We start from the raw sequence: 17,724 nt of genomic DNA on the forward strand, positions 1-17,724 counted from the left end.
TCAGAAATTTAAAAAAAAAATAGACAATGAAAAATATAATGATCTTTAGTTTACTTGCCATCTTTGTTTTAACAGCATGTAAAGAAGTAAAAAAACCAGCAGTTAAAGACAATAGTGTAACAACAGAAATTGCTTACGAGTCTTTTGGAGCAAAAATATCTTCAGAAAAAGCAGTAGATGCTGCAGCTCTTTTAGCAACTTTTAACTCTTTAAAAATTGGCGATACGGTTTCTGTAAAATTTGCATCAACCATAAAAGAAGTTTGCTCTAAAAAAGGTTGCTGGATGAAGTTGCCATTAGATAATGAAACAGAAACGATGGTACGTTTTAAAGATTATGGTTTTTTTATGCCATTAGATGCCAACGGAAAAGAAGTAATTGTTAACGGAATTGCTTACCTTAAAGAAACCTCTGTTGACGAATTGCAACACTATGCAAAAGATGCCGGTAAATCTGCAGAAGAAATTGCTAAAATTACAACCCCGAAAAGAGTGCTTTCTTTTGAAGCAGATGGTGTTTTGTTAGCTAAAAAATAACAATTATTACAGCTGCTTTTAAGAAAAACCTTTTAATTTTAAAATATGAAAAGAGAAATATTAATTACTTCAGATGGTTCATCTACAATTCATTTGCCGGATTGGGATGAGCAATACCATTCTAAAAATGGTTCTATTAATGAAACCTATCATGTTTTTATAAATTGTGGTTTAAAAGAGGTTACTGCAGAAAATGTATCAATCTTAGAAATCGGTTTTGGTACGGGTTTAAATTGTTTTATTACGTATTTAGAAGCTAATAAAAACATTAAATATGTTGGTGTAGAGGCGTATCCGGTTACTCCAGAAGAGGTAGAAAAGATGAACTTTATCAATGTTTTAGATGCAGAAAATGAATCTGAAGCATTTAAAAAAATACACCAAGTTTCTTGGGAAAAAGAACATCAAATTTCAGAACGCTTTTCACTTACAAAAAGAAAACAATTCTTTGAAGATATTACAGACAAAGAGGCTTTTAATTTAATTTATTTTGATGCTTTTGGGGCACGTGTTCAACCGCAATTATGGACGGTAGAAATCTTTCAAAAAATGTATAATGCCCTTAAAGAAAACGGAATTTTAGTTACCTATTCTGCCAAAGGAAGCGTAAGAAGAGCAATGCAAGAAGTTGGTTTTGTTGTAGAAAGATTGCCCGGACCTCCAGGTAAAAGAGAAATGTTGCGCGCTACTAAAAAGAAAATTACCGAGTAAAGTAGGTTTTATAATTTACTTAAAATAAAGTAATTACACAATTTTGTAAAATAAAAATACATGGAGTTTAAAAGAAAATTTAGTAGAAGAAAACGAACAAAGCCCACAAAAGGACTTTTTTTGGTCATACTTTTAGCCTTTATCATTATTTTTTGGTTTAAGGCAGAAGCTATATTAGAGGCTCTTTTTTAGAAGCTATTTCCAGCTTTACACTATATCTTTTTTCTACTGTTTTAGATACAATTTGTTCTTTCAGAAAAGTTATTTAAAGAAACAGCAGCAAAAAGGATGCCGTTTCAATCTGGGCTAAAATAAAGAGTTATTTTTTAAACACGCGCCCTTTCCATGAATACTTAAAAAACAGCGAATTAAATACAACCAAAGTACTAAAAAATGGATAAACAATACTTGCTATTACATACCATTTAAAAAAAGAGTTTTTAACATTAAAAAAACGACTAGCTGTTAAAAATAAGAAAAAATCTACTCCTACTTTAAACGCCAAAAGATAAACAGCTAGGTTAAAATATTTAGTAGCCAAACAAAGAATTATAAAGAGGTTTGCAGCAAATACAAGCAAGCCAATTGTTTTTACTTTAAAAGAATTAAAGTTGCTTGTTTTTGCCGCCCAACGAGTTCTTTGATGTAGTAATTTTAGCCAACTGTTTACCGGAAAAGTAGTTACAATTGCCGATTTAGATTTTAGATACAATACCTTTTTCTTATTGTCTTTTATAAATTTTTCGAACAGAAAAATGTCATCACCACTAGCAATATCTTCATTGCCTTTAAACCCTTCTAATTTTAAAAAAGTATTTTTTTTGTAGGCAAGGTTTGCGCCATTGCATAAAAAGGGAAAATCAAGACCAAAACCACCAATTGTTGTAGCCTGCATGCTTAAAAAATCTAACAGTTGAAATTGTTCTAAAAAACTGTTTTTTGCAGAATAATTAACAGGTGCAACTACCATATTTGGGTTCTTTTTTTGAATGAAAGCATCAAAAGAAGAAAGCCATTTTTTAGATAAAATACAATCTGCATCAGTGGTTATTATCCATTGGTTTTTAGCCTCTGTTATGGCCGTAGTAATAGCATCTTTTTTAGGAGAGTTCGTGGTTCTATTATTTTTAAGGACAGTAATATTGGTATCTAAATTATTAAAAATTGCTGCTTCAACAACTTTTAGTGAAGTATCTATAGAGGCGTCATCAACAAAGATAAATTCTACCAATTTTTTTGTGTAATCTATGTTAGAAATAGAATTTAATAAAGCAGGTAAGTTCTTAGCTTCATTTCTAAAAGGAATTATCACAGAAAAAGAATTCTGGTGTTGTTTTACAGTATCGTTATTGTTTTTAACTTTTAAAACACCTATTGCAAGGCTAATAATTAAAACTGTATATAAGAAAAATAGAACGTAGCCAGCTATTATCATTCCTTAAAATTGGTTTTAAATTGAAGCACAAAATAACTACCTATAATAGCAGGTATAACAAAATTAAAAAGCCACATAAGTGTTGTTATTGTAAGTACAGTATTAGCGTTTAAAGATAGAAAAGAAAATATCCAAATAGCAACAGTCCCTTTTAAAACAACATCAAAAATAGACAACATTGGTATAATAGAAGCAATTAAATATATGCTAACAATAGCAATTATTGCCATGTAGTAAGAAATATCTACTTTAAATATAAGGAGCAAAAAATAAAACTGATTCACAAAAATAAAAAATCGAATACAAGAGAGCATCGCAATTTTTAAATGCAATTTAATAGATATTTTACTTAAGAAATGTGTTGTTTTTTGGAGGTACTTAATGCGGTAGCTGTATTTTTTTATAACCACAAAAAAAAGGACACCTACTATAACAAGAAATACAATGATTTTAAAAATAGCATAAGAATAAATGTGGATAGATTGTTCTTTACTAAATAAAATAAAGCCTATGCAACCAAAAAATAATGTTGTTAAAAGTTGGTAAAAGTTACCCACAAAATTAAGGCCAACCACTTGTTTTCTATACTGTTTTTTATAATAAAGTGCTTTTGCGCCATATTCTCCTATTCTATTAGGTGTTATTAAAGAGGCTGTTAAGGAAGCTAAACTTTGTTTTGTAGCTGCTAAAAATGATATTTTTTTAATAGGAAAAACAAGGTTTTGCCATTTTAAAATTTCGAAATAATGGTTTAAAATTGAAAATAAAAGAAGAATTACAATGTTTTTTGCCTTAAAATTATCGTTTTTAATCAAATTATGGTAAAATTCTGAAAACGAAAACGCACTGTTAGAAGTAAGTTTTAGCCATATAAAATACCCGCAGCCAATAACTATAAAAAGTTTGATGCCTAGCGCTAAGAATTGCTTAATTTTGTAAGAATGAGAATTGTACATTATTTGCAAAGTAATAAATAATCGTCAGTAAATTTGACGATATCTTTAAAAAAAGAGTAGACTATTTTGGCCATCGAAAAAATTATTTTAGGCATAGACCCAGGAACCACTATTATGGGTTTCGGATTGATAAAAGTTGTTGGTAAAAAGATGGAATTTATTCAAATGAATGAATTAATGCTTAAAAAGTATGATGACCATTACCTGAAATTAAAACTTATTTTTGAGCGAACAATTGAGTTAATTGACACCTATAATCCAGATGAAATTGCAATTGAGGCTCCTTTTTTTGGTAAAAATGTACAATCGATGTTAAAGTTGGGTAGAGCACAAGGGGTTGCTATGGCCGCAGGTTTATCTAGAGAAATACCTATTACAGAATATTTGCCAAAGAAAATAAAAATGGCAGTAACAGGAAGTGGTAGTGCTAGTAAAGAGCAGGTTGCGTTGATGTTAAAGTCGCTTTTAAACTTAAAAACCTTACCTAAAAATTTAGATGCTACCGATGGTTTGGCAGCAGCAGTTTGCCACTTTTATAATTCTGGTAAAGTAATAGGAGGAAAAAATTATACAGGTTGGGCTAGTTTTGTAAAACAGAATCCGAAGAAGGTAAAATAATTTTTATGGCAGGTATTTACATTCACATTCCTTTCTGTAAACAAGCATGTTTTTATTGCGATTTTCATTTTTCTACTTCTTTAAAAAAGAAAGAACAGATGATTTTTGCACTTATAAAAGAGTTAGAAATTAGAAAGAATGAGTTTAAAACCAAAGAAGTAGCAACTATTTATTTTGGCGGCGGTACTCCATCGATATTAACAGTTACAGAAATTAAAAGATTAATAGCTGCTGTTTATGATAATTATAAAGTAGTTGCCAACCCAGAAATTACGTTAGAGGCAAATCCGGATGATTTATCCGAAGAAATAATTGTTGCTTTTTCAAAGTCGCCAATTAATAGATTAAGTATAGGTGTACAGTCTTTTTTTGAAAAAGATTTAAAGTTAATGAATAGGGCTCATAATGCTACCGAGGCAAAAAATTGCCTGTCCTTGGCGAGTCGTTATTTTAAAAATATATCTATAGATTTAATATACGGTATACCCGATTGTAGCCATCAAGAATGGTTGATAAATATACAAACAGCTTTAAGTTTTGGTGTGCAACATATTTCGAGCTATGCACTAACGGTAGAGCCAAAAACTGCTTTGGCAAGTTTTATTAAAAAAGGCATTATTAAAAATGTTGATGATGAGAAATCTGAAGAACAGTTTCATATTTTGTTAGACACTTTAGAAGCTGAGGGTTTTATTCATTACGAGCTTTCTAACTTCGGAAAAGAAGGTTTTTTTAGTAAAAATAATTCTTCTTATTGGCTGGGTAAGCCTTATCTTGGTATTGGGCCTTCTGCCCATTCATTTAATGGTTTAGAACGTAGTTGGAATGTAAAAAGCAATGCCAAATACATCGCTGAAATAGCTGCTAATAATTTGCCGTCTGTTAAAGAAGTTCTTACAAAAACAGATTGTTATAATGAATATATTATGACAGGCTTAAGAACTATTTGGGGAGTTTCATTAGAAAAGGTTGAACAAGATTTTGGGTTTCGATATCGAGAGTATTTAGAAAAAGAAGCTCAAAAATATATAGCCCAAGAATTATTGTATATTGAAAACGGAATTTTAAAAGCAACCCAAAAAGGTAAATTTTTATCAGACGGTATTGCTTCAAATTTATTTATTTTAAACTAAAAAGTGTTTTTATAATATGAAAGCTGTTATTGAATATAACTCAAGAAAAATAGAAGTAAATATTTCGAAACCTATTGATATTTCTATTCCTATAGATCCTAAAAAAAACAATATAAACGCTTGGTATATTGATGCGCCAAAAATTTCGGCAGAAACACAAGAAGGTTATGAAATTAGTGTTGCAAATGGCGCTGTTGTAAATTTTAACAGTATTCATTTTAATCCACATTCTCATATTACTCACACAGAATGTGTGGGGCATATTACTAAAGAAGTACATTCTGTAAACAAGCATTTAAAGTATTTTATTTTTTTGGCAGAAGTAGTAACTGTTGTGCCAGAAAGTGATGGAGAAGATTTTTTTATATCAGAAAAACAATTAAAAACAGCACTGGGCAATAAAAAAAGAGATGCAATTGTAATTAGAACTTTGCCAAATCTAGAAGATAAAAAATCGATTGATTATTCAAATACAAATCCGCCTTATTTGTTAGAGTCTGCAGCAGTTTATTTAAGAGAAAAAGGAATTAAACACTTGTTAATAGATGTGCCTTCTGTAGATAAAGAAAAAGATGGCGGTAAATTATTAGCACACAATGCTTTTTGGAACACCGCTGGCAAAATAAGACTAAACGCTACTATTACAGAGTTTATTTATGTGCCAAATACGGTAAAAGATGGTGAGTATTTGTTAAATTTAATGATTGCACCTTTCGAGAATGATGCAACGCCAAGTAAGCCAGTGTTGTATGAAATTATAAAATAAATTGGTTTTAAAAAAAATAAATTTTAAACGAATTTTTTACCCATTAGTATTGCTGATTTTTTTCGGTATTTACTTAGGTTCTTATGCTGATATTACTCTAGAAGAGTTAAAAAAAGACTATGCGGATAAGAACTCTAAATTTATAGAAATTAATGGTGTGCAAGTTCATTACAAAGACCAAGGGGTTGGTTTTCCAATAGTTTTGCTACATGGTACTGCAGCATCTCTTCATACTTGGAATGATTGGACAAACGATCTGTTGCAAAAATATAGAGTTATTAGGTTAGATTTACCTGCATTCGGACTAACAGGACCTCATAAAACAGACAACTATTCTATTGCTGCGTATACTTCTTTTTTACATCAATTTATGACAAAAATAGAAGTGACTAAATTTTATTTAGCAGGAAATTCATTAGGAGGTAATATCGCTTGGAATTATGCTGCTAAATACCCAAATGAAGTAGAAAAATTAGTATTGATTGACGCAAGTGGTTTGTCAACAAATAAACCACAACCCTTTATTTTTAAGATAGCAAAAACACCTGTGTTAAATGCTACTTTTTTATTTTTTACTCCAAAATTTTTAATTCAGAAAAATTTAGAACAAGTTTATTTTAACGATCATAAAATTACAGACACCCTAGTAACTCGTTATCACAAACTAGCGTTAAGAACAGGTAATAGAAAGGCATTTATAGACAGAGCTAATTTAAGTTTTAAGCCAAAAGATTCTAGCAATATAGGAATTCTTAGAGGTATTAAAACACCTACATTGTTAATTTGGGGAGAAAATGATGTTTGGATTCCGAAAGAAAATGGTAAAAAAATGGCGCATTATTTACCAAATTCAACTCTAGTTATACTTAAAAATACAGGGCATGTTCCTATGGAAGAAAAACCAATAGAAAGTTTGCAAGCACTTTATAGGTTTCTAGAGAATTAGTGTTTTTTAAAACCACTTTTTTCTTTTAAAATACCAAACAGATAAAACACTTATAACAGCCATTACTATCAGTAAAATAAAATAGCCATATTTACTTTTTAATTCGGGAATATTTTCAAAATTCATACCATAAATACCTGCTAAAAAAGTAAGAGGAATAAAAATAACAGACAAGATAGTTAGTGTTTTCATTACCTCATTTAATCGATGACCTTGAATACTAAAAATTAAATTTATTTTACTTTCTAACTCCTGAAGCTCGAAATCAATATTTGTAATAAGGTTATTAGTTTGTTCTTTTAACTCACTAAAATACATAGAGTTAAAGTCTTTAATTTTTATTTTTTCTAACTTAATAACAGTATCTCTTAAGCTAATAGTAGCTTTTTTAAAGTTAAACAATTCTTGTTTTCTTTTTTCTACTAAAGAGGTAAATTCTGGTGTAGGTTTTATACTGGTTGCATTAAGTTTATCTGCACTTAATGCGGCATTATTTAAGTAAGTTTCTTGGTAATTGTCTATGATAGACTCTAACAATAAAAACAACAAATAATCTGCTTTTTTCTTTCTAACAATACCTTTATTTGTTTCTAATCGTTCTCGTATCCAATTAAAATAATCGCCTTTTTTTTCTTGAATAGACCATAAAAAATCGGTAGAAACTACAAAAACCATTTGTTCAGACTCTAACTGGTTGTTTTCTGTAATTAACACTCTAGTAGTTACAAAAAGAAGGTTGTCTAGTAAAATTACTTTGTTTGGATGCTCTTCATCTGCTAAAAGTTTAATAAGAAAATCATCTAATTTATTTTGATGAATAATTTCTCTGTAAGCAGTTTGAAACTGAATTCCGTATGTATTTAGCCATTTTATATCTGTAGCTTTTTCAGAAAAAATAATTTCAGAAATAGCAGAATATTTCTTTTTTTCGAAATTCTTGGCAGAATAACTTATTATTGAGGAGTTGTCTAAAAAATCGGTTTCCATCTTTAAAATAATTGTAATTTTGAATTATAAAGATAGTTTTTAAAAATGGTATTTAAGGGTTCTTTAAAAAAATAATAGATGCACATCGAGCAATTTAGAGATTTATGTTTGGCGAAAAAAGGAGTTACAGAACATTTTCCTTTTAATAAAACTACCCTAGTATTTAAGGTAATGGATAAAATGTTTGCCTTAACAGATTTACTTAATTGGGAGCAAGGTTTGCCAAAGGTTAACTTAAAATGCAATCCAGAAAAAGCTTTAGAACTAAGAGAACAATTTGAAGGTATTTCCCCAGGTTTTCATATGAATAAAAAACATTGGAATACTGTTATTATAAATGTTGCCGATGTTTCTGATGTTTTAGTAAAACAACTAATTAACCATTCGTATGACTTGGTTATAACTGGTTTGCCTAAAAAATCACAAAAAGAGTTACAAAATTTATAGCATGAAAAAAAATCAGCTTCGAGAGTTATATAAGCAAAAACGGTTAAATTTAACAGCCGATGAAATTGTGTCTTTTCAAAAAAATATCTTCGATCAAATTTGTAATTTAAATATTTCGAACATTACAACGGTGCATTTTTTTCTTTCATTAACTAAGTTTAAAGAGATTGATACCCAACCAATAATAAATTATTTTAGAGAAAATGGTAAACGGATTGTTGTCTCTAAATGCAATTTTAACAACCAAACTTTAACCCATTATTATTTAGAAAAAGAAACTGTTTTAGAGCCAAATAAATTTGGAGTACCAGAACCTGTAAATGCAGTTGAGGTTTCAGAAGAAGAATTAGATTTAATTTTTGTGCCCTTATTAATTTCTGATGATAAAAATTACAGAGTTGGTTACGGAAAAGGTTTTTACGACCGTTTTTTGATAAAATGTAAAAAAGAAGCAAGATTTATTGGGTTAAATTTTTTCAAACCAATCGAGCATATTAATGATATAAATGAATTTGATATTCCGTTGCATCAAGTAATATATCCAAATAAAATTGAGTAGAATGATAGTTCAAGGAAGTATAGTAGACATACAAAATAGACAGATTTTTAAAGGCGAAATTGAAGTTGAAAACGGAAAAATTAAAGCTGTTAGAAAATCTAATCACTCTGTAGAAAATTACATTTTACCAGGCTTTGTAGATGCGCATATTCACATAGAAAGCTCCATGTTAGTTCCGTCTGAATTCGCAAAAATTGCGGTTGTACACGGAACAGTGGCAACCGTTTCTGATCCGCATGAAATTGCCAATGTGTTGGGTGTAAAAGGCGTTGATTTTATGATTGAAAACGGAAAAAAAGTTCCGTTAAAATTTAATTTTGGCGCGCCAAGTTGTGTGCCAGCAACATCTTTTGAAAGTGCTGGTGCAATTATCGATTCTCAAGATATTCAATTGATGATGGAAAATCCGGACATTAAATATTTGGCCGAAATGATGAATTATCCTGGTGTTTTGTTTGATGATGAAGAGGTGTTAAAGAAAATTAAACATGCAAAAAACAATAACAAACCCATTGATGGGCATGCACCAGGTTTAAGAGGGAATGACATTACTAAATATATTGCTGCCGGAATTTCTACAGATCACGAATGTTTTACCTATAAGGAAGCATTAGAGAAATTACAGAAAGGAATGAAGGTGATTATCAGAGAAGGTTCTGCTGCAAAAAACTTTGATGCGTTGATTGATCTATTACCAGAACATTTTGAAAATATGCTATTTTGTTCTGATGATAAACATCCAGACGATTTGTTGTTAGGGCATATCAATCAACTGTGTGAAAGAGCTGTAGCAAAAGGAATTGATGTTTTTAAAGTGTTACAAGCAGCTTGTGTAAATCCGGTTAAGCATTATAAGTTGGATGTTGGTTTGTTACAAAAAGACGATTTTGCAGATTTTATTGTTGTAGAAGATTTAGAAAAATTTAAAGTCTTAGAAACGTATATAAATGGTGAGTTAGTTGCCAAAAATGGCAATTCTTTTGTAAAATCTGTAGCTTTTGAAGTGTTGAATAATTTTAACACCGATTATAAAACTATTTCTGATTTTAGATTTGAATCTGATGCAAAAAAGATTCGTGTTATCGAGGCTTTAGATGGCGAATTGGTTACCAATCAAATTACAGTAGATTCGTTAATTGAAAACGGAAACTTGGTTTCAAATACAGCAACTGATGTTTTAAAAATGACGGTTGTAAATCGCTATAAAAATGATGAGCCAGCAATTGCATTTATCAAGAATTTCGGAATTAAAGAAGGTGCTATTGCAAGTTCTGTTGGGCACGATTCTCATAATATTATAGCCGTTGGTGTTTCTGATGAGGCCATTTGTAAAGCAGTTAATTTAATCATCAAAAATAAAGGTGGAATATGCGCTGTAAATCAATCTGAAGAAAAAATAGTGTCGTTGCCAGTTGCCGGAATTATGTCTGATTTATCAGCTGAAGAAATAGGCAAATCGTATGCAGCATTAGACGCAATGGCAAAACAAATGGGTAGTAAATTGCGTGCGCCATACATGAGTCTATCGTTTATGGCATTGCTGGTAATTCCGTCTTTAAAATTATCTGATAAAGGGCTGTTTGACGGAGAAAAATTTGAATTTACATCTTTAGATTTTTCATAGTATTCTTTAGTTTCAAAGTTTCAAAGTATTAAAGTTGAAAAGTTGAAAAGATGAAAATGTGAAAGGTGGAGCGGTTTGAGTGTTATTTCGACTTTTTAGGAGAAATCTCATCAAGTTTTTTTAAACTGTCGATTGTGTAATTTTAACGAATATATTACAACGCTTCTTCTACAGCCATAACTTCAAATAAAATGGTACTTTTGCCAAAATCAACCAAAAATAAAAAATGAGTTTACAACAAGATTTAGAAAACAGAAGTGGCAATCAATGCGAGTTATGTACTACAACTACTAATTTATCAATTTACGATGTAAAACCCACGATAACTGGCGGAGGTGGCGTTGACGGAAGTGTTTTAGCTTGCGAAACTTGTATCACTCAGATCGATAATCCAGAACAAACAGATGCCAATCATTGGCGTTGTTTAAATGATGCTATGTGGAGTGAGCATAGAGGTGTAAAAGTGGTTGCTTGGCGCATGTTATCGCGTTTGCGTAAAGAAGGTTGGCCTCAAGATTTACTAGATATGATGTATTTAGAGGATGACGATTTGCGCTTTGCAAAAGAGTCTGGAGATCATTTAGACGACAGCGAAAAAATTATTCATAGAGATGCAAATGGCGCTATTTTAGAAGCCGGAGATTCTGTAGTTTTAATAAAAGATCTAAAAGTAAAAGGTTCTAGCATGGTTGCAAAACAAGGAACTGCGGTGCGTAGAATTTCTTTAGATCATGAAAATGCAAAATATATAGAAGGTAAAGTTGGGCCTACTCAAATTGTAATTATTACAGATTATGTAAAAAAAATGGCAGAGAAAGAGTAATATTTGGGCGTTTCTTTGTTCTGAAGGCAATCAGAACCAAAGTGGCGCTTTCCGCACTCGCTTCCCGAAAAAAATCGGGAGAGCTCAAACAATTGCTGCAATCGCTAACGCACTTGTTTGCCTGCAAATAGCTATCTTTTAATATAAGTTTTATTTAAATACAAAAAGCCTCGAATTAATTCGAGGCTTTTTTTGGTAGTTTTTTTATTCTTTTTTTAGATAAATATAAACAGCACCTTCTCCATTTTTATCTTTTTTTACATCAACACTTTTAATAGTTTTAGTGTCTATTGCTTCCATTTCTTTTTTTGTAATCGATTTATCATTTACATAATAAGCAATCTTATTTTTTTGAGTAATGTAGATAGCGCCATTACCATTGCCGTCTTTTTTAACCTTTAAAGAATCTATGCTGTCAGGAGAAATAAGGGCTATTTCTTTCTTAGAGATGGCTTTGTTATTTAAAAAAAAGGAAACATTATTTTTATCAAGTTTTGTGTTTTTAAAAATTATTTGTCCTTTTTCTGCAACAGGTGGCGGTGGTGGCGGAATTAAATTGCCAAAGTTTTCTACCTCACTTTGTTGTTCTTTAGACATTAATTTATACAAATACTGTATTTTTAAGAGCTCTTTTGTGCTAATCGATTGTGTCTTTTTTCCTTTTGCTAAGAGAGCATTGTATTCTTTTAGCTCTTTTTTAGTTGCCGATGTATTTTCAAACTTAATTGTTATGGGCTTTTTTAAGGTATCTATCTTCTTTAGCGTAAATTGAATATTATTTTCTTTTTGGCTCGGTTTCTGAGCCTCGATTCTTTTTGCAAATAGAAAGATAAAACCGCTTAAAAGTGGCAAAACCAATATTTTTTTTAGCAATACTTTTGTGTGTGAACTTTTTGTTGTCATCATTTTTAATCTTTTTTTAGTAAGTGAATAATTCAAATTACTGGCCAAGTAATAATTGTTGTTCCAAGCAGTTTTATGTAGTAATAAGTGCTGGTATTGAAGTGTATTTTTATGAGTGTTAATTACCGTTTCGTCTGCTAAAAACTCATGGTTTAGTTTTATTGCTTTTTTTAGGAATATAAATAGCGGATTCATCCAAAAAACAACCTGTAAGAGTTCTGTTAAAAGCACATCGAAGGTATGTTTTTGTTTTGCATGTGTTAGCTCATGCGTAAATAGTTCTTGTTCAATTTCATCATTTTCGTACCTTTTTTTGTTGATAAAAATATAATTCCAGAATGTATGCGGTAAATTAATGTCGTTTACTAAAACCAGTGTTGCTTTTTGGTATTTTACTTTATTGTTTGTATTTATTTTTCTGATTATTTTAATCAAATTAAATCCGAATCGAAAGAAGAATACTGTTGTAACTAACATATAAATAATGATTGCTAATTGCGTGTAATTAAAATTACCTTCTTCGATTAAAATATTTGTATTTGGTATGTAAAGTGCAGTAAATTCTGGTTGTTTTACATAGGTAACAAAAGTAATTAAAGGCGCAGATAATGAGGTAAATACCCCAATTAATAAATAGTATCTATTAAAGTTATGCATTTTTTCTTTTTCTAAAACTGCATGATAGAAAAATAGTAACAAAGCCAAACAACCTGCCGATTTTAATAAGTAGATGATCATTTTTGCTGTTTTTTAATTTGACTGTCTATTATTTTTTTCAAATCTTCTAATTCTTTTGTAGAAAGATTAGTTTCTTCAGTAAAAAATGAGGCAAACTGACTTGCAGAATCATTAAAGAAATTTTTAATTAAACCGTTTACATGTTTAGAAAAGTAATCTGTTTTCTTTACCAACGGAAAATATTCTCTTGATTTACCGAACAATTTAAAATCGATATAGCCTTTGTCTGAAATTCTTTTTAGCAAGGTTGCAACAGTTGTTGTTGCAGGTTTTGGTTCAGGAAAATCTTCAATCAAATCTTTTAAAAATGCTTTTTTACGTTTCCATAAATACTGCATTAACTGTTCTTCGGTTTTAGATAATTGCATTTGTTTTATTTTTACTCTACAAACATAGAATAAAAAAATGAATTCTACAAATGTAGAGTTAAAAAACAATAATTTTACTTGTTTTTAATTATTGTAGCCAGCAAGTAGGCCTGCGTTAAGGATTGTAGCGTTTGTTTGAGCTCTCCCGATTTTTCGGGAAGCGAGTGCGGAAAGCCTGACTTTTATCCTGATTGCCATCAGGAAAAAGGAACGCCCAAAAAAAATCCGCTCATTGCTGAACGGATTATAATTATTTAGACATTTCTGTAAAATACTTGTAAAAATACGGAATGGTTTCGATGCCTTTTAGGTAATTCCAAATACCAAAATGTTCGTTTGGCGAGTGAATGGCATCAGAATCTAAACCAAAGCCCATTAAAATGGTTTTACTTTTTAGTTCTTGCTCAAACAACGCTACAATAGGGATACTACCACCACTTCTTTGCGGAATTGGGGTTTTGCCAAAGCTAGTTTCATAGGCTTTACTTGCTGCTTTGTAGGCAATATTATTTGTTGGTGTTACATAACCCTGACCGCCATGATGAGGTTTTACAAGCACTTTTACTGATTTAGGAGCAATGTTTTCGAAATGAGTTTTAAAGAGTTCGGTGATTTCTTTCCAATCTTGATTTGGAACCAATCGCATAGATATTTTTGCATAGGCTTTGCTGGCAATTACTGTTTTTGCGCCTTCGCCAGTATACCCGCCCCAAATTCCATTAACATCTAAAGTAGGTCTTATAGAATTGCGCTCGTTTGTAGAATATCCGTTTTCGCCATAAACAGCATCAATATCTAATGCCTTTTTGTAATTTTCTAGAGAGAAAGGTGCTGCAGCCATTGCGGCTCTCTCTTCTGTAGATAGTTCTTCTACTTTATCATAAAAACCAGGAATGGTAATATGATTATTTTCATCATGAAGAGAAGCAATCATTTTGGTTAAAATATTAATTGGATTGGCAACGGCGCCACCATAAAGGCCAGAATGCAAATCTCTGTTTGGCCCGGTAACTTCTACTTCTACATAACTTAAACCACGCAAACCAGTTGTAATAGAAGGTATGTCATTTGCAATCATTCCTGTATCAGAGATCAAAATTACATCATTAGCTAATTTTTCTTTATTTCTAGGAACAAACCAAGATAAACTCTCAGAACCAACCTCTTCTTCACCTTCTATCATAAATTTTACGTTGCAAGGTAAGTTACCAGTAGAGGTCATGTACTCTAAAGCCTTTATATGCATGTACATTTGCCCTTTATCATCGCATGCTCCTCTTGCAAAAATGGCTCCTTCAGGATGAATGTCTGTATTTTTAATAACAGGCTCAAACGGCGGGGAAGTCCAAAGTTCTATTGGGTCTGCGGGTTGCACATCATAATGCCCATAAACTAAGATAGTTGGTAGGTTTTTATCAATAATTTTTTCTCCGTAGATAATTGGATACCCAGGTGTTTCACACAACTCTACGTTATCACATCCTGCTTTTTTAAGACTTTCTAAAACGAAATCTGCAGTATTTAAAACGTCTTTTTTGTAAGCAGAATCGGCGCTTACAGAAGGTATTTTAAGCAAAGAAATTAATTCGTCTAAGAATCGTTGTTTGTTTTCTTGAATGTAATTTTTTATGGTATCCATTTAATTTTGTTTTTTCTACTTCAAAAATATAAAAATTATAATGAACAAGTTTGTAGTTTGTAAGTATTGTTTATATTTGCATCCCGAAATATTCGGAAAAGCTACAGGTTTATCTGTAGATTAAGCAGGCGTGGTGGAATTGGTAGACACGCTAGACTTAGGATCTAGTGCCGCGAGGTGTGAGAGTTCGAGTCTCTCCGCCTGTACAGTTAAAAACCTTAACAAGCTAATAAGTAGCGAGTTGAGGTTTTTTTATTTTAGTATTTTCACGATTAATGTACGGTAAATTTCAATAATCATTAGAACAAAGTTGTTCTAAACCTACACTTGTTGTATTTACTGTATTAGTAAAAAACGCTAAAAAATCCACTACAACTTCATTTATAGTGACCCCGGGTTACTTTTTAAAAATCACTTTCTTTTTTAGCACTTTGCTGTCAAATGTATATAGCCCATAACCCGCTCATATTGGGTATTTAATTTGAGTTAACAAAAAAATGTAATACAATTAAGAATAACTTCTCCAAATAGTTAATGAGTTGTCAAATTAGAATTAAACCGACAACGATCTATTGGAAACCCATTGAACCGTTTATCAATAAGTGTTGAGGATACTCAATACATGACTCGAAACTAAGTTTCAAAAGTTTTGAGTGTCACAGTTCAAACATTAAATAATTGGAAACGAGAAGTGATTTTAATTCCTTTAAATATTGGAAGTAGTGTACTATATCGGAAAGAGGATGTTTATAATAACGAACGTCTGGTGGCTTAAGTTGATGGTTGGGTTTTGTGGTAAAATTAAATCAGTACAAAGAAAATACTAAGACTTTCTGATAATGGCCAAAATGCATTACAAGAAAAATACTAAGACTATCTGATAATGCGTTATATGTTTAATTTTTAAAAAAAAATAATTATGAAATTATTACTTACCGCTTTATTATTAATGAGTTTAAGTGCTAAAGCACAAATGGAAAAATTTGAAGGAGTCTGGACATCACCTACTAGTTCTTACTTTACAACAATAATGTACAATGAAGAAAAGGATCAATTCAAAATAATCAATTTTAGCTTTAAAGAGGATGAAGTTATATATGAAAAGATTACAAAGGTAGAAGATGATAAGATTTTTACTTCCCTACATAATGAAAGTAACAGTTATTCTGTAAATGTTATTTATGAATTATTAAATGATGATCAAATTCTTTGTGTTTTTGAAGGTGATATAAATAGAAGAGTCGCTATTACTAGAATGCCTATGGATAAAAATTATGATTAGAATTTAATAGTTATATTTAAACCTTACAAAAATAATACTAAGACCATCTGATAATTCGTAAATACAATAAAAAAATAACTATGAAAAAGGCAATATACTTTGATAATGGAAAAATAAGAGAAGAGTACGAAGTTTCAGAGGACGGAAAGCGTAATGGTATAACAAGATTATATCATGAAAATGGGCAACTTCAAGTAGAGGTAAATTGGACTAATAATGTACAAGATGATGGAGAAATAACTTCTTATCACGATAATGGAACTAAAGCTAGACAAGTTATTCGTTTAAACGGAGAGTTTAACGGAGATTATGTCGAGTGGTATAAAAACGGACAAAAAAAATTAGAAGGAACTTATAGGAATGGTAAGTCTACAATCATTAAAGAATGGAGTGAAAATGGAGTCTTATTTGATTTTAAAACAATGAAATTCAATAACGAAACAATAAGAGTAGCAGTAAAAGAATGGTTAGATGACGAGAAACTGGCAGAAATAAAATATGGTTATATTTCAGATTGGGATACCTCTGAGGTCACTGATATGTCATCACTTTTTCTTAATGCTCATGAATTTAATTCACCTATTGACAAATGGGATGTAAGTAATGTGACTAGTATTTATAGGATGTTTCAGACAGCTAAATCATTTAATCAACCCATAGGAGGTTGGGATGTAAGTAATGTAACTAACATGGAGTCTATGTTTTCTGGAGCTGATTCATTTAATCAACCTCTAGGGAGATGGGATGTAAGTAATGTAACTAACATGAAGTGTATGTTTTCTGGAGCTGATTCATTCAACCAACCCATAGGTGAATGGGATGTAAGGAATGTGACTAGTATTTATGGGATGTTTCAGACAGCTGAATCATTTAATCAACCCATAGGAGGTTGGGATGTTGGTAATGTGAAAGATTTGACAGAGATGTTTTCAGGAGCTGAGTCATTTAATCAACCTATAGGTGAATGGAATGTAAGCAATGTGGAAGACATGTTAATGATATTTGATGGAGCTGAGTCATTTAATGAACCTCTGGGTGATTGGGATGTAAGTAATGTAATTAATATGTCAGAGATGTTTAAGGAAGCTAAATCATTCAATCATCCCTTGGAAGGTTGGGATGTAAGTAATGTAATTAATATGTCAGAGATGTTTAAGGAAGCTAAATCATTCAATCAACCTCTGGGTGATTGGGATGTAAGTAATGTAATTAATATGTCAGAGATGTTTAAGGAAGCTAAATCATTCAATCAT

General features: G+C 30.9%; 18 protein-coding genes and 1 tRNA gene. 13 read left to right on the forward strand and 6 right to left on the reverse strand.

Annotated features, from left to right (window positions below):
• The first annotated feature begins 26 nt into the window (after positions 1 to 26).
• Together Q0678_RS11160 and mnmD are read left to right on the forward strand one after the other, a co-directional pair.
• Positions 27 to 536, forward strand: coding sequence for a DUF4920 domain-containing protein (locus Q0678_RS11160; RefSeq protein WP_299057877.1), 510 nt, complete (start codon positions 27 to 29; stop codon positions 534 to 536).
• Between the two features lie 45 nt (positions 537 to 581).
• The gene (mnmD, locus tag Q0678_RS11165) at positions 582 to 1,247 is read left to right on the forward strand and encodes a tRNA (5-methylaminomethyl-2-thiouridine)(34)-methyltransferase MnmD (RefSeq protein WP_299057879.1); all 666 of its coding nucleotides are present in this window, start codon (positions 582 to 584) and stop codon (positions 1,245 to 1,247) included.
• A 319-nt stretch (positions 1,248 to 1,566) separates the two neighbouring features.
• Here the strand turns inward: mnmD and Q0678_RS11170 are convergent, their stop codons facing one another.
• Both Q0678_RS11170 and Q0678_RS11175 read right to left on the reverse strand, forming a co-directional pair.
• Entirely contained in the window at positions 1,567 to 2,682 is a 1,116-nt protein-coding gene (locus Q0678_RS11170) for a glycosyltransferase (RefSeq protein ID WP_299057881.1), read from the reverse strand.
• A complete protein-coding gene (locus Q0678_RS11175) occupies positions 2,679 to 3,638 on the reverse strand; it encodes a lysylphosphatidylglycerol synthase domain-containing protein (protein WP_299057883.1) in 960 nt (319 codons plus the stop codon). Before Q0678_RS11175 ends, Q0678_RS11170 begins: the two co-directional genes overlap by 4 nt.
• Before the next feature lie 66 nt (positions 3,639 to 3,704).
• Here Q0678_RS11175 and ruvC point away from each other — a divergent pair, with 66 nt between their 5' ends.
• Genes ruvC through Q0678_RS11195 form a run of 4 tightly spaced genes read left to right on the forward strand, consistent with a single transcriptional unit; the run spans position 3,705 to position 7,101 of the window.
• Positions 3,705 to 4,256, forward strand: a complete 552-nt coding sequence (gene ruvC, locus Q0678_RS11180) for a crossover junction endodeoxyribonuclease RuvC (protein WP_299057885.1) — start codon at positions 3,705 to 3,707, stop codon at positions 4,254 to 4,256.
• A 5-nt stretch (positions 4,257 to 4,261) separates the two neighbouring features.
• On the forward strand, positions 4,262 to 5,389 hold the full coding sequence (gene hemW / locus Q0678_RS11185; protein ID WP_299057887.1) for a radical SAM family heme chaperone HemW: 1,128 nt from the start codon (positions 4,262 to 4,264) through the stop codon (positions 5,387 to 5,389).
• A gap of 16 nt (positions 5,390 to 5,405) precedes the next feature.
• Positions 5,406 to 6,155, forward strand: a complete 750-nt coding sequence (locus Q0678_RS11190; RefSeq protein ID WP_299057889.1) for a cyclase family protein — start codon at positions 5,406 to 5,408, stop codon at positions 6,153 to 6,155.
• 49 nt (positions 6,156 to 6,204) lie between these two features.
• Complete coding sequence (locus Q0678_RS11195) at positions 6,205 to 7,101, forward strand: alpha/beta hydrolase (protein ID WP_299057891.1); 897 nt, start codon at positions 6,205 to 6,207, stop codon at positions 7,099 to 7,101.
• Positions 7,102 to 7,107: 6 nt separating this feature from the next.
• Here the strand turns inward: Q0678_RS11195 and Q0678_RS11200 are convergent, their stop codons facing one another.
• The gene (locus tag Q0678_RS11200; protein WP_299057893.1) at positions 7,108 to 8,088 is read right to left on the reverse strand and encodes a CorA family divalent cation transporter; all 981 of its coding nucleotides are present in this window, start codon (positions 8,086 to 8,088) and stop codon (positions 7,108 to 7,110) included.
• 78 nt (positions 8,089 to 8,166) lie between these two features.
• Here Q0678_RS11200 and Q0678_RS11205 point away from each other — a divergent pair, with 78 nt between their 5' ends.
• The 4 genes from Q0678_RS11205 to Q0678_RS11220 all read left to right on the forward strand — a co-directional run bounded on the left by Q0678_RS11205 (position 8,167) and on the right by Q0678_RS11220 (position 11,541).
• Positions 8,167 to 8,535, forward strand: a complete 369-nt coding sequence (locus tag Q0678_RS11205) for an MmcQ/YjbR family DNA-binding protein (RefSeq protein WP_299057895.1) — start codon at positions 8,167 to 8,169, stop codon at positions 8,533 to 8,535.
• 1 nt (position 8,536) lies between these two features.
• Positions 8,537 to 9,094 (forward strand): 5-formyltetrahydrofolate cyclo-ligase, encoded by a 558-nt coding sequence (locus tag Q0678_RS11210; RefSeq protein ID WP_299057897.1) that lies wholly within the window; start codon positions 8,537 to 8,539, stop codon positions 9,092 to 9,094.
• Position 9,095: 1 nt separating this feature from the next.
• Positions 9,096 to 10,718 carry an adenine deaminase gene (gene ade / locus Q0678_RS11215; RefSeq protein ID WP_299057899.1) on the forward strand — a complete coding sequence of 541 codons (1,623 nt, stop codon included), beginning with the start codon at positions 9,096 to 9,098 and terminating at the stop codon, positions 10,716 to 10,718.
• A gap of 226 nt (positions 10,719 to 10,944) precedes the next feature.
• On the forward strand, positions 10,945 to 11,541 hold the full coding sequence (locus Q0678_RS11220; RefSeq protein ID WP_299057901.1) for an alkylphosphonate utilization protein: 597 nt from the start codon (positions 10,945 to 10,947) through the stop codon (positions 11,539 to 11,541).
• Between the two features lie 204 nt (positions 11,542 to 11,745).
• Here the strand turns inward: Q0678_RS11220 and Q0678_RS11225 are convergent, their stop codons facing one another.
• The 3 genes from Q0678_RS11225 to Q0678_RS11235 all read right to left on the reverse strand — a co-directional run bounded on the left by Q0678_RS11225 (position 11,746) and on the right by Q0678_RS11235 (position 15,189).
• Complete coding sequence (locus tag Q0678_RS11225) at positions 11,746 to 13,182, reverse strand: M56 family metallopeptidase (RefSeq protein WP_299057903.1); 1,437 nt, start codon at positions 13,180 to 13,182, stop codon at positions 11,746 to 11,748.
• Positions 13,179 to 13,550, reverse strand: coding sequence for a BlaI/MecI/CopY family transcriptional regulator (locus Q0678_RS11230; protein ID WP_299057905.1), 372 nt, complete (start codon positions 13,548 to 13,550; stop codon positions 13,179 to 13,181). Before Q0678_RS11230 ends, Q0678_RS11225 begins: the two co-directional genes overlap by 4 nt.
• Before the next feature lie 250 nt (positions 13,551 to 13,800).
• Positions 13,801 to 15,189 (reverse strand): dipeptidase, encoded by a 1,389-nt coding sequence (locus Q0678_RS11235; protein WP_299057907.1) that lies wholly within the window; start codon positions 15,187 to 15,189, stop codon positions 13,801 to 13,803.
• Between the two features lie 124 nt (positions 15,190 to 15,313).
• Here Q0678_RS11235 and Q0678_RS11240 point away from each other — a divergent pair.
• From Q0678_RS11240 to Q0678_RS11250, 3 genes are all read left to right on the forward strand, one after another.
• Positions 15,314 to 15,395, forward strand: a tRNA-Leu gene (locus Q0678_RS11240).
• 713 nt (positions 15,396 to 16,108) lie between these two features.
• Complete coding sequence (locus Q0678_RS11245; protein ID WP_299057909.1) at positions 16,109 to 16,471, forward strand: hypothetical protein; 363 nt, start codon at positions 16,109 to 16,111, stop codon at positions 16,469 to 16,471.
• Positions 16,472 to 16,551: 80 nt separating this feature from the next.
• Positions 16,552 to 17,724: BspA family leucine-rich repeat surface protein (locus Q0678_RS11250; protein ID WP_299057911.1), on the forward strand; the 1,173-nt coding region annotated here is incomplete at its 3' end.

This window comes from uncultured Polaribacter sp. (assembly GCF_947497125.1).
Classification (GTDB): domain Bacteria; phylum Bacteroidota; class Bacteroidia; order Flavobacteriales; family Flavobacteriaceae; genus Polaribacter.